The sequence below is a fragment of the Rhizobium sp. NLR8a genome (genome assembly GCF_019685235.1).
Taxonomy (GTDB): Bacteria; Pseudomonadota; Alphaproteobacteria; order Rhizobiales; family Rhizobiaceae; genus Rhizobium.
The window spans coordinates 578,945-591,361 of record NZ_JABDWI010000001.1 but is presented as its reverse complement, the minus strand read 5'-3'; the positions used below and the strand labels follow the sequence as shown (position 1 = coordinate 591,361).

Here is a 12,417-nt window from a genome sequence, read left to right as displayed (position 1 = left end):
TGGGAGGAATCAGCTTCTGCCGGCGATGAAGCTCTGCAGTTGCTTGGCCGCCTCGGCCGGCTCGGTATTGCCGGAGGCGACGTCATTGATGACGCGGAAATATTCCGTCGTCACATCGAGCGGGAAGGCCTGGTCGCCGTTCATGTAGACCTTGCCGTATTTCTGGAAGATGCCCAGCCATTCCGCCTCGAGCGGCTTCTGATTGGCATATTGGACGTTCTTATTGACCGAGGTCGAGCTCAGCTGGCCGAGCAGATCCTGCTGCACCTTCGTCGACAGGAAGTAGTCGAGGAATTTCGCGGCGATGTCGGGATTCTTGCTCTTGGTACTGATGTAATTGTACTCGGCGAAGCCGTAGAGGCGCTCGGTATTGGTGGGGAAGGGGAAGATGCCGTAATCGTCGAGATTGGCGCCCGAGCCGTTGAGCTGGCTGACCAGCCAGTCGCCTTCGAGCATCATCGCCGCCCGGCCGGCGGTGAACAGGCTGTAGGACTGCTTGTTGTCGATGCCCATGAAGGGCTGCAGCGTATAGTCCTTCGTCCACTTGGCGAATTCGGCGAAGGAATCCGTCGCGCACGGCTCCTTGGTCCAGTCGAGCGTCATCGCCTTCAGCGCGTCGTGCTTTTCGGCGCCGCACTTGGTTTCGAGGATGACGTCCATCAGGCGCATGACGTGCCAGTTGACCGTGCCGCCGAAGGTAAAGGCGGGGATGCCGGCGGCCTTCAGCTTCTCGGCCGCGGCGAGAAGCTCTTCATAGGTCTTCGGCTCTTCGGTGATGCCGGCCTGTTCGAAAAGCTTCTTGCTGTAGTAGACCGCTTCGCCCTTGAAGGTGAAAGGAACACCGTGCTTGCCGCCGGGATAGAGATCGGCGAAGGCCGCAGCCGAGGGCAGCAGTTCGTCGCTCCACTTATATTCGGTGTAATATTTGTCGAGCGGCAGGGAGAGGCCGGCCTTCACATATTCGCCGCCGAGGCCGAGGCCCGCCCAGCTGAAGTAAATGTCGGGGCCCTTGTCGGAGCCGGCAGCGACGCGCAGCGCCGTCTTGTGTTCGTCGACGGCGCGCTGAACGATCTCGACATGCGTTCCGGGGTTGGCCGCTTCGAAATCCGACGCCACCTTCTTCAAGGCCGTATTGGCGGCATTGTTGTCGAAGTTGAGGGTCCAGAGCGTGATGTCTTCGGCAAGAACCGGCGTCGCGGCGAAAGACGCCATGGCGATCGCGACGATGCTCGCAGTCTTCAATTTCGCGGAAAGGGTCAGCATTACCGTCCTCCTCTTGTAAAGCCGGCCCCCTTGTCGCAGGTAATCATTTACATGTCAACTGGTATGATGAGCTAACCATCATGCTGGACGAATTTTGCAATCGCGGCGATAAAGATGGCGGCCGATGCCGCTCCGGGATCGATGTGCCCGATCACGCGATCCCCCAGCCGCGACGCGCGGCCCTTGGCGGCCACCATATCCCTCGTCGCTTCGCAGCCCTGGCGCGCAGCTCGCTCTGCCAGATCGAAGCATTGGAGGAGGGAGGCTCCCGCTGCCCAGGCATCAGACGCCGCGTCGGCCGCGGGCTTCCAGGCATCGACCATGGTTTTTTCGCCCGGTTCCGCCTTGCCGCGATCCCGGATGCCCTCAGCCATCGCCGCAAATGCATGCACGAAATCCTCGTCGCTGAGTTCCGGCCGGTCCTTGACGGCGGCTCCGGCGCGCATGAAGGCCGTTGCATAGAGTGGGCCAGACGATGCACCGACCGCGTTCAGGAATGCCTTTGCCGCGGCATTGAAGTCGGCTGTCGGCACAGTCTGCGCCGGGTCGAGCGCGCCGACGGCTTTCGCGGCCGCCTCGCAGCCGGCATCCATGGCAAGGCCGTGATCACCGTCGCCGATGGCGCCGTCCAGCTCGCAGAGATGGTCGCGATGCGCCGCAATATCCTCGGCGATCAGGACGAACAGGCGCTGCAGGTCTTTGGTGGTGATTGCCATCGATCACCTCCTGAAGATGGCGCAATCGCAGGGATGGTCGATCAGCCGCCGAAGCTCGTCGTCGAGATGCACCAGCGTGATCGAGGCGCCGGCCATTTCGAGCGATGTGCAGTAATTGCCGACGAGCGACGTATGGATGATGAGCCCGGCCGCATCGAGCCGCGCCTTGACGCGCCGCATCATGATGTAGAGCTCCATCATCGGCGTCGAGCCGAGCGAATTGACGAGCACCGCGACGCGATCGCCTCGCTCCGCCTTCATCTCCTTCAGAAGATTGTCCATGAGCTCGTCGGTCACGGAGTCGGCTGATTTCAGCGGACCGCGGGCCGTGCCCGGCTCGCCATGGATGCCCATGCCGATCTCCATTTCGTCCTCGCCGATCTGGAAGTTCGGTTTCAATGTCTGGGGCAGCGAGCAGGGGGAGAGCGCAACACCCATCGTATAGGTTCGCGCATTGGCGTGGCGGGCGGCGCGCTCGACGTCGTCGAAGGAATAGAGAAGATCGCAGGCAGCGCCTGCGGCCTTGAAGATGAAGACATTGCCGGCCACGCCGCGCCGCTTCTCCCTCTGATTGGAAGGGGCAGAGGCCACATCGTCGGTCGAAAGCACGGTGCGCACCTCGATATCGTCGAGCGCCATCATCTCGGCGGCCATATCGAAGTTCATGACGTCGCCGGCATAATTGCCGTACATGAACAGCACGCCGGCGCCGCCGTCGACCGCCCTCGCGCAGGCCATGATCGGATCGGGCGGCGGCGAGGCGAAGACATTGCCGATTGCGGCCGCATCGGCGAGCCCCTTGCCGACATAGCCGAGAAAGGTCGGCTCGTGGCCGGAGCCGCCGCCGATGACCAGACCGACCTTGCCTTTGCGCGGCCCGTTTCTGGCAATGATGGCGCGCGGCATGCCTTCGACCGCATAGAGGTGCTCGGGATGCGCCGCGAGAACGCCCAGCAGCATCTCGTCGACGGCATCCGCGCCTGCATTGATAAGCTTCTTCGTCTTCATGCGGATCCTCCCAGAACGAGCTCCGACTGCGTAGATGCGGCGGACGCGCCGGAGGTCAATCCGGCAGCGGCAAGACCATGGTGGCGCAGGGCGCGAGCAGCACTTCCTTGCCCAATGCGCCGCCATCGACCCTCCGCTCTTCACCCGTCAGATTGACGATGTGAAGCCTGGCGCCTGCGGCGTCCCGCGCAACGAAGGACAGGACCTCGGAAGGCGAGGAGGAGATGCATTCCTGCCAGGATGCGCCCGATAAGCCAGACAAAATGCGCACGGTGTTGAAGAGCGGCCGCCGCCCGCCTTGCTCGGTCGGCTCGCCGGGGCCGGCGATCAGGCCGAACGGGCCGGTCAAGGCCGAGAGCGTCAGGCATTCGAGACCGGCGTCCAGCACGCGGATGGCGTAGCCGAGCGCGAAGGCCTCGGCAAAGCGGCCATTGTGGCGCGGATCGCGGTTGGCCATGGGAATGCGGCCGCCGGAAGGATTGTCCATCGTACGGCTGCCATACGGATTCTGCCGCATCGGAATGGTGGACGGGCCGATCCGGTAGGGCTTGTCGCCATAGATGGCCCGGACGGATCGGGTGATGAAGGGCAGCGCTTCCAATGTCTGCATGACGCTGAGATCGTCGGCCGCATGCACGATCGGATTGGTGCAGTGGCTGACGAAATCGATCTCGCCTGCCGGCACGCGTTTCCGATTGAGTTCGGTGAAATAACTCAGCATACCGCCGCCGATGCGAATGCCGGGAAAGGCGGCGCGCGCCGCGGCATAGACCTCTTCGAGGGGAGGGCAGTCCGGCCATTGGCTGCCGGGCGGCGTCGATTGCCGGTCGACGGAAGGTGAGATCAGAATCGCATCCGGCCGGAGGCCCGCGCTCTGCATGTGGCGGGCAATCTCGGCCGCCTCGCTCGCCGGCGACGATTTGCAGGGAAGGGCGATCTCCAGCGTCGAGCGGCCGCGATGGGCGGCAGCGATCGCGGCAAAATTCTTCAGCGCTTCGACGCCGTGCCGCGCATTCGGATCGAAATGGAAGAGAAACTCGCGCGGCGCGATCTCCGCCAGCAGGGACAGTGCCGAAAGCGTCGCATCGGCCTCCTCGGGCGTCACGATCACGCCGATATGGGGCATGGCGCCGGTCCGAGTTCCCAGTTCGAGGCGGATCGCTCCGCCCGGCGTCACCGCCGCAGAGCGTCGCCCGGAACGGCCGGTGTCCCTGATGATGAGCGAGGTTTTCTGCCGGACGGATTGGCCGGCGGGAATCTGATAGGGCCAGGGCAGGGCGAGCGGCCGGACATAGGTCTTGTAGGAGGCATCGGACCAGTTCCTCTGATCCTCCATCTCAAAGGTGTCGCCTTCCATCCGGCATTCCGCCGCAACCCCAGGCATGACCTGATGGGTGATGGCGCGCATGTCCTTGAAGGGTTGCCAGGGCTCGATGATGTCGGGGAACCGCGTCGCCGCGAGCCGGCCGTCGACGTGTTCGACCGCCGCCGGCGAACCGGCGAGGCCGACGATCGGATGCAGGATGCAGAAGCCGCAGCGATTGGTCTCGAAGCCGGTCTCGGATATGGCCTCCGCTTCGAAGTCGAGCCGGTCCTGAACTCCCTTGATGCGGACGTCGATGACGAGCTTGGTCTCACCGGGTCCCGCGCAACAGGCCTTGTAGGAGACTTCGAAACGATCGTCGCCCTGCTCGATCCTGAGATCTGTGATTTCGGGGCTGTGAGTGCCCCAGTCCCGGTCGCGGACGAGATAAGAAATCGCCCGCAGCACCTCGGTCCCGTCGTAGCGGATCGAGCGGAGGTTGCCGTCGGCGAGATCGGCCGTCAGTTTTCCGGCCGTCAGGCGAACCGGCGGCTTCTCCTGAGCCCGGGTGCCGTAAAGCTGGAAGGCATCGGGCGTCATCGCAGCATCGCTCCGACATCGATCGTCTTCCCCTGAGCGGCGCTGTCATAAGCCGCCTCTACGAGGGCGAAGGTCTTCAGATTGTCGGCGCCGGAGGTCGAGTGCTCCGCCCCGTGCCTGAGCTGATCGACCCAATGCTGCTCAATCGCATAGACGCTCTCCTGGATATTGTGCCAGGGGCGCGAGGCCCAGGGCAGCAGCTTCGGCGAGACGTCCATCGTGGTGGTGCCCCTGGCATTGGCGATTTCGAGGCCGTAGCCCTGGGTCAGGCGGATCGTGCCATCGGAGCCGTCGAGCTCGATCAGCGTCTCGGGGAACGGCTCCTTCGAGAGCTTGGTGGCGTAGCTGACGTCGACCACCGATGTCGCGCCGTTTTCATGATCGAGCAGAATGGTCGCAACGTCCTCGCCCTTGATCCTGGGATTGACCCGCTTGGTCCGGGCGGTGAGCGAGCCGACATCGCCGAGGATGTAGCGGGCGATATCGAGCGTGTGGATGCCGAGATCCTCGATGATGAAGCGCTCGCCTTCCGCCAGATAGGGCTGGCCGGAGAAGACGTCGTAGCCCGAGCGGAAGGAGAAGCGGCCCCAGAAGGGCGTGCCGATGGCGCCGGCATCGAGCGCCTTGCGCACCGCCTGGATCGGCGTCTGCCAGCGAAAATTCTCGTGCACCATTAGGGCGACGCCGGCCTTGCTGCAGGCCTCGACCATCGCCTTCGCATCCGACAATGTCTTGGCGAAGGGCTTCTGGCAGATGGCCGGCACTTTGTTGCGGGCGGCCATCTCGACCAGGGCGCGGTGGCTCTGGACTGTTGTGGCGATATCGACGAAATCGAAGCCGCCATCGGCAAACATCGCCTCGGCATCGCCGTAGCGGCGCTCGACGCCGAACTGGTCGCCGACGATCTTGAGCCTTTCCGGATCGCGGTCGCAGATCGCAACGATGCTGGCGCCTTCGACATCGTTCCAGGCGTGCATCTGGTTGATCGCGAAGAAGCCGCAGCCGATCAGGGCACCTTTCAATTCGGACATGTCAGCCTGCCTTTGCCATCTGCATGAGGGTGACGCGCTGCTGCAGGCGCCGCTGCGCCTGGTCGACGACCACGGCGATGATGATGACGAGGCCCTTGATGACCATCTGCCAGAAGGAGGAGACGCCCATCATGACGAGCCCGTCGGAGAGAATCCCGATGACGAAGGCGCCGATGATCGTGCCGCCGATCGTGCCGCGGCCGCCCGACATCGAGGTGCCGCCGAGTACGGCTGCGGCGATCGCATTGAGCTCGAAGCTTTCGCCGGTCGCCGGATGGGCGGCCATCAGCTCGGAAGAGATGACGACGCCGACGATCGCCGCGCAAAGGCCGGAGAACATGTAGACGAAGATTTTCACCACATCGACGCGGATGCCGGACATGCGCGCCGCCCGCTCATTGCCGCCGACGGCGAAGATATGCCGGCCGATCGGCGTCGAGCGGGCGACATAGGCTGCCGCAAGCGCCAGCACGATCAGAATCCAGATCGACACCGGCAGGCCGAGGATGCGTCCCGCGCCGAAGAAATCGAAGCCGGTCGTGGCATATTCCGGCCGGCCGACGAGGTTCGGAAAGGTCTGACCATCGGACGACAGCAGCGCCAGGCCGCGGGCGATATAGAGCGTGCCGAGCGTGGCGATGAAGGGCGCGACGTTGAGCTTGGTGATCAACAGGCCGTTGATCAGGCCGATGACGAGGCCGATCGACAGCGTGATCAGCACGATCTCGAAGAGGTTGAAATAGATGGTGTAGCCGATCGGCAGTTCGATACCATAGAGGATCAGCCCGCCGGCGACCATGCCGCACAGGCCGACGATCGATCCGACCGAGAGGTCGATGCCGCCGGTGATGATGACGAAGGTCATGCCCATCGCCAGGAAGGCATTCAGCGCCACATGTTTCGACATCAGGATCATGTTCGCGGTCGAGGTGAAGTTCGGCGCGAAGATCGCAAAGAAGATGATGACGGCGAAAAGCGCGATGAAGGTCCTGAGCTTCATCAGCGTCAGAAGCGCCGAGCCGTTGGCGCCCTTCGGCGCAAGAGTGGAGGTTGCCGCCATCATGACGCGAGTTTCCCTTGATGTCCGTGTCCCTTGGCCGAAGCCGCGATGATGGCCTCTTCCGTCGCCTCGCTCGTGTCGAAGACGGCGACGAGCTGGCCGTTGCTCAAGACCGCGATGCGATCGGAAAGCGCCATGACCTCTTCGAGGTCGGAGGTTGAAAACAATATTGCGAGCCCGTTCGCCGCCAGCCGGCGCATGGTGCGGAAGACGTCGGCCTTGGCGCCGACATCGATGCCGCGGCTCGGCTCGTCCATCAGCAGCACCTTCGGATTGGTCATCAGCGCCTTACCGATGACGACCTTCTGCTGATTGCCGCCGGACATCGAGGTGACTTCGAAATCCGGGTTCGGCGCCTTGATCGAGAGATCGCGGATCGCCTCCTGCACGGCATTCTTCTCCGCACCGCTATCGATGTGGAACAGCCGGGTGAAGCGGGAGAGGCTCGCGAGCGTCAGGTTGGAGGCGATGGAGAGCACCTGCACCAGACCCTCGCGCTGCCGGTCTTCCGGAATGAGGGCAAGGCCGCGGCGGATGCGCCGCGTCGTATCGCGGGCGCGCACTTCCTTGCCGTCGATGAAGACCCTGCCGGTCGAGTGCATATGGCGGCCGATCACGCATTCGAAGAATTCGCTGCGCCCGGCGCCCATGAGGCCGTAGATGCCGAGGATCTCGCCCGATTTGACCGACAGCGAGACATCGTTGACCGCAAGCCCGCCCGTCGGTCGGGGAAGGCTGATGTTTTCGGCGCGGAAGACTTCCTCACCGACGGAATGGGCGACGGATCTGGCGAAATCCTTGGCGTCCGAGCCGATCATGGAACGCACGATCCAGCGCGTGTCGATGTCGCGCACCATCGCCTGGCCGGTGATCTGGCCGTCGCGCAGCACGGTGATGTAATCGCCGATCCGCATCAGCTCTTCCAGCCGGTGCGAGATATAGACGATCGCGACCCCTTGAGCCTTCAGCTCGGCGATCACCTTGAACAGGATTTCGACTTCGGCCGCCGAAAGCGCCGATGTCGGCTCGTCCATGATCAGGATGCGGGCATTGAGCGACATCGCCTTGGCGATCTCGACGAGCTGCTGCTGGCCGATCGGCAGGTCCTCGACCATGGCATCCGCCTCGATGCCGGCATCGAGGCGGCGCAGGAATTCGTTGGCCTTCTCGACCTGCGCCTTGTGGTCAATGCCGAGCAGGCCGCGGGTGATCTCGCGCCGGGCGAATATGTTCTCGGCGACCGACATGTTGGCGAAGAGATTGAGCTCCTGGAAGATCATGCCGATGCCGTGGGCCTGCGCCTGGGCCGGGCTGTCGAAGGAGACGGGTTCGCCGTCGAGGATGATGCGGCCGAGCGTGGGGCGCTCGACGCCGGCAATAATCTTCATCAGCGTCGACTTGCCGGCGCCGTTTTCGCCGACGAGCACATTCACCGCGCCGCGGCGCAGCTCCAGATTGGCGCGCTTGACGGCGACGATGCCGGAATAGACCTTCGACACGTCGTCGAGGCGCAGAATGATGTCGTCCTGATGAACCTCTTGCGCCGTCATGAGCCCACCGTCAGTTCCGAAGGCGTGACCAGCGGAAGCTCGCCGCTTTTCGGCAGCGGGAAGGCGCCGATGACGGTGACCGTCTTGCCGGTCAGGCCGTCGCGCGGGACGGCGGAGAGAACGGCGGTATTGGCCTTCTCGTTGAAGGCCTTGCCGAACTGCGCCCATTCGATCTGGTTCTTGAACTCGTTGAAATTGATGAAATCCAGCGTGTCGCGCAGCGCAGTGCCGCGCAGCGCCGGCCCGATCTGTACCTTCGCATCGGCCTTGCCGTCGCCGTCGGCGTCGACGTCGAGCGTTGCCGCGCGCGAGGCCGTATCGGCGGCCACGACCTTGCCGGTGATCTTCACCGCATAGGTCCAGGGCGAACTGCTCTGCTTGCGGGGATTGCCGTATTTTTCACCCGCGGCATCGGGGCTCGTGGCAACGAGCTGCATGACATCCTTCAGCTCGCCGGCGCGCTTTTCGAAATAAGGCACGACCTGAGGCTGCCAGATCGCCTCGACCTTCGCATTCGGGTCGAAAGCGGTCTTGGCCGCTGCCGCCGCCTTCTCCTCCGCAGTCGGCGTCTTGATGATCTTGCAACCGGGCAAGGCCGCCGCCACGACGGCAGCGAGCAGAGCGCCCTTCATTCTCAGCATCCGGGTGAACCTCGAGGTCTTGCAAATCGGATGCAGAGGGCGCGGCTGGCGCACCCTCTGCCAATCGCGGCTGATCAGTTCGTCAGGGCGAAGGTCTCAAGCTTGCCGGCATTGTCGGCGTTGATGAGAACGCAGTCCATCAGCTGCTTCTCTTCCTTCGGCGCCGTCTTGTTCTTGATGTAGGCGTCGGCCTGTTCCACCGCGAGCTGCGCCTGGGCGTAGGCGGGCTGCAGGACGGTCGCCTTGATGCCGCCGGACTTGATGGAGTCGCGCACATCGTTGGAGCCGTCGAAGCCGACGACGATTACGTCCTTGCGGCCGGCCGCCTGAAGGGCGGCGATCGCGCCCATGGCCATGGTGTCGTTGCCCGAGATGACGCCCTTGATGTCAGGATTTGCCTGAAGGATGGTCTCCATCTTCGAATAGGCTTCCGTCTGGCTCCAGTTGGCCGACTGCTTGGCGACCGACTTCAGCTCCGGGTAATCGTCGATGACGTCATGATAGCCCTGCGAGCGGATGCCGGCATTGGTGTCGGACTCCTTGCCGACGAGCTCGACATAATTGCCCTTCTCGCCCATCAGCTTGACGAATTCCTGCGCCCCGAGCTGCGCGCCCTGATAGTTGTTCGAGACGATCTGGGCGACGGCAACGCCGGTCGCGTTGATTTCGCGGTCGATCAGGAAGGAGGGGATGCCGGCATCCTTGGCCTTCTTGACGGCGGCGACGGAGGCGTCCGCGCCGGCATTGTCGAGGATGATCGCCTTGGCGCCGCGCCCGATCGCCGTGTCGATCATTTCCGACTGCTTGTTTGCGTCGTCGTCATGGGTCATGACGAGGGTCTCGTAGCCGAGTTCCTTCGCCTTGGCTTCGGCGCCGACGGCTTCGGCCTTGAAGAAGGGGTTGTCATGCGCCGGGGTGATGATGGCAATGAGATCGGCCGCAAAGGCCGGCATGGACGTTCCGAGCGCCAATGCGCCGGCAAAAGCTGCAAGTGTCAGTCTGCGCGTCAGTTTCATTCTTTCCTCCCTGTCGTGAATGAAGCCCCGTCTCCTCGGAGCGGTTAAAGGGGAGGGCTTGCCTCCCCGGGCCGGTTCAGGTGATGCGCCGGATGCTTTCGGCGATCTCCTGCGGTTCGAATACTTTCTTCCAGTCGTCGCGCATCAGCGCCGGGATGCCGAACTCGATCGCCTTGTTGCAGGCATCCGAGAAGACGCCGTCGACTTCCTTGAAGATGACCGCGCCGAGCACGTTCATGTGGCCGAGCAGGAAGTCGCGGGCGGCCTGTTCCGGCACGCCGCGCGCCACGCATTCGTCCATGGCCTGGCGCATGATGACGAGAAGCGATGCGCAGACGGTTTCCGAAAGGCCGGGTTCCAGCATGGCGAGCTGCTCGACCGTGACGCGGTGCGAGCGCATGACCGGCGCCCAGATGATCCTGGCGATTTCCTCGCCGAGCGCGTAGGCGCTGTCGGGGCCTTGCATCAGCGCCGAGACGATGTGCTGCTTGGCGAAGAGGCCGCCGAAATGATCCTTCTTGGCCTGCATATCCGTCTCGTCGTTGAAGATCGGCGGATGGCAAGGGTGGGTGACGAAATAGGTGAGGTCGTCACGCTTCGGCAGGTGGCCGGCAAAGGGTGCCGCGGCGTCGAGCGCCACGACCATGGTGCCGGGCTCAAGCTTGTCGACGATGCCGGCCGCGACCTTGCCGATCGCAGTATCCGGCACGGCGAGGATGACCACGTCGGCGCCGTCGAGGGCGGCATCGACCGGCACGCAATCGAGGCCGAGATCGTTCTTCAGGCGGGCCTTGCCGACGTCGCTCACCTCGACATGGCGCACTTGGAAGCGCGAGCCCTTGAGATTCTTGGCAAGCCGGTATCCCATTTTGCCGCCGGCGCCGAAGAGAGCAATCTTGGTCATGTTTTCCTCACCTTTTCAGTTCTGGATAGGATCATATACTGGTATGATGAGTCAATCACCATATCATTACTTAGATGTTCAAGGCGCATGTTTTTCCGCATCGAGCCGGTCGATCGCCTGGACATTGCCGGCCGAAGGGCCGTCGGGGTCGAATTCGGAGGCAAGCCAGACGTCGACGATCGATTTCGCCAGTTCCGGCCCGATGACGCGCGCGCCCATCGTGATGATCTGGGCGTTGTTCGATTTCGCCGCCCGCTCGGCGGAATAGGTGTCGTGGGTCAGCGCGGCGCGAATGCCGGGCACCTTGTTTGCGGAAATGCACACGCCGATGCCGGTGCCGCAGAAGAGGATGCCGCGCTCATGTTCGCCGTCGACGATCGTCTGCGCCAGGCGCTGCGAAAGATCGGCATAGAAGCCGGACTGGCTGAGATCATGAACTTCGAGATCCGCCTTGCCGGCGAGATGGGCGGCAATGACATCCAGGAGCGGTTTGCCGGCGCTGTCGGCGCCGATTGCGATCTTCATGGCATTTTCCTTTCACTCGCCGTCTGGCGTGGAGATGAGCGGTCGATCGCCGCGCTGACGCGGCAGAGGATGTCGAGATAGCCTTCGACGGACCAGGCGGAGCGGCCGATGAACAGGCCGTCGATATGCGGCTGGCCGATCAGCTCTTCGCAATTGCCGGGATTGACGCTGCCGCCGTAAAGAACAGGCACGGCGCGGCCGAGAATGGCTTTCGCCACCTCGGCGATCCTGCCGTGCCGCTCCGACGCGTAATCGGCAGTGGCAGGAATACCGTTGACGCCGATCGCCCAGACGGGCTCGTAGGCGAGCAGGATCGGAGCCTCGTCTGCCTCGGTATCGACGCCCCTCAAGGCCGCCTCGACCTGCCGCCGCAGCACGGCGTCGGCTTGGCCCGCCTGGCGCTCCTGCAAGGTCTCGCCGATGCAGATGAGCGGCGTCAGGCCATGGCGGATCGCGGCCGAAACCTTGAGGCCGACGGTTTCGTCGGTCTCGCCGAAATGCTCGCGCCGTTCGGAATGGCCGAGCTCGACGAGATCGAGCCGGCAATCCTTCAGCATGAGCGGCGAAATCTCGCCGGTCCAGGCGCCGGCATCCTCCCAATGCATGTTCTGGGCGCCGACCTTCACCGAGGTTTCGGCAAGCACGCGCTTGACCTCGCGCACCGCAGTGAAGGCGGGAATGACGAAGCGCTGCACGCGGGGATCGCGGTCGCGGTCCGCATAAGCGAGGCGGCGCGCGAAGGCGAGCGCTTCCTCCAGCGTCTTGTTCATCTTGAAGCTGGTGCCGACCCAGACGACCAT

General features: G+C 63.7%; 12 protein-coding genes. All 12 read right to left on the bottom strand.

Annotation, left to right across the window (positions count from 1 at the left end):
• Nucleotides 1-9: 9 nt before the first annotated feature.
• The 12 genes from HJC04_RS02690 to HJC04_RS02635 all read right to left on the bottom strand — a co-directional run bounded on the left by HJC04_RS02690 (nt 10) and on the right by HJC04_RS02635 (nt 12,417).
• Nucleotides 10-1,263: an extracellular solute-binding protein gene (locus tag HJC04_RS02690; RefSeq protein WP_221123253.1), complete on the bottom strand. Its 1,254-nt coding sequence runs from the start codon at nt 1,261-1,263 to the stop codon at nt 10-12.
• Between the two features lie 71 nt (nt 1,264-1,334).
• On the bottom strand, nt 1,335-1,979 hold the full coding sequence (dhaL, locus tag HJC04_RS02685) for a dihydroxyacetone kinase subunit DhaL (protein WP_221123252.1): 645 nt from the start codon (nt 1,977-1,979) through the stop codon (nt 1,335-1,337).
• Nucleotides 1,980-1,982: 3 nt separating this feature from the next.
• Nucleotides 1,983-2,987 (bottom strand): dihydroxyacetone kinase subunit DhaK, encoded by a 1,005-nt coding sequence (locus HJC04_RS02680; protein WP_221123251.1) that lies wholly within the window; start codon nt 2,985-2,987, stop codon nt 1,983-1,985.
• Nucleotides 2,988-3,042: 55 nt separating this feature from the next.
• On the bottom strand, nt 3,043-4,890 hold the full coding sequence (locus tag HJC04_RS02675) for a hypothetical protein (RefSeq protein ID WP_221123250.1): 1,848 nt from the start codon (nt 4,888-4,890) through the stop codon (nt 3,043-3,045).
• Entirely contained in the window at nt 4,887-5,921 is a 1,035-nt protein-coding gene (locus HJC04_RS02670) for a Gfo/Idh/MocA family protein (protein WP_221123249.1), read from the bottom strand. The genes HJC04_RS02675 and HJC04_RS02670 overlap by 4 nt, the downstream gene beginning before the upstream one ends.
• A 1-nt stretch (nt 5,922) precedes the next feature.
• Nucleotides 5,923-6,984, bottom strand: coding sequence for an ABC transporter permease (locus tag HJC04_RS02665; RefSeq protein WP_085861797.1), 1,062 nt, complete (start codon nt 6,982-6,984; stop codon nt 5,923-5,925).
• Nucleotides 6,981-8,531, bottom strand: a complete 1,551-nt coding sequence (locus HJC04_RS02660; protein ID WP_221123248.1) for a sugar ABC transporter ATP-binding protein — start codon at nt 8,529-8,531, stop codon at nt 6,981-6,983. The genes HJC04_RS02665 and HJC04_RS02660 overlap by 4 nt, the downstream gene beginning before the upstream one ends.
• On the bottom strand, nt 8,528-9,172 hold the full coding sequence (locus HJC04_RS02655) for a DUF2291 family protein (RefSeq protein ID WP_221144632.1): 645 nt from the start codon (nt 9,170-9,172) through the stop codon (nt 8,528-8,530). The genes HJC04_RS02660 and HJC04_RS02655 overlap by 4 nt, the downstream gene beginning before the upstream one ends.
• Before the next feature lie 74 nt (nt 9,173-9,246).
• Entirely contained in the window at nt 9,247-10,188 is a 942-nt protein-coding gene (locus HJC04_RS02650) for a D-ribose ABC transporter substrate-binding protein (RefSeq protein WP_221123246.1), read from the bottom strand.
• Nucleotides 10,189-10,264: 76 nt separating this feature from the next.
• Nucleotides 10,265-11,092: a phosphogluconate dehydrogenase C-terminal domain-containing protein gene (locus HJC04_RS02645; protein WP_221123245.1), complete on the bottom strand. Its 828-nt coding sequence runs from the start codon at nt 11,090-11,092 to the stop codon at nt 10,265-10,267.
• Nucleotides 11,093-11,170: 78 nt separating this feature from the next.
• Entirely contained in the window at nt 11,171-11,617 is a 447-nt protein-coding gene (locus HJC04_RS02640; RefSeq protein ID WP_097600144.1) for an RpiB/LacA/LacB family sugar-phosphate isomerase, read from the bottom strand.
• Nucleotides 11,614-12,417 carry a triose-phosphate isomerase gene (locus HJC04_RS02635; protein WP_221123244.1) on the bottom strand — a complete coding sequence of 268 codons (804 nt, stop codon included), beginning with the start codon at nt 12,415-12,417 and terminating at the stop codon, nt 11,614-11,616. Before HJC04_RS02635 ends, HJC04_RS02640 begins: the two co-directional genes overlap by 4 nt.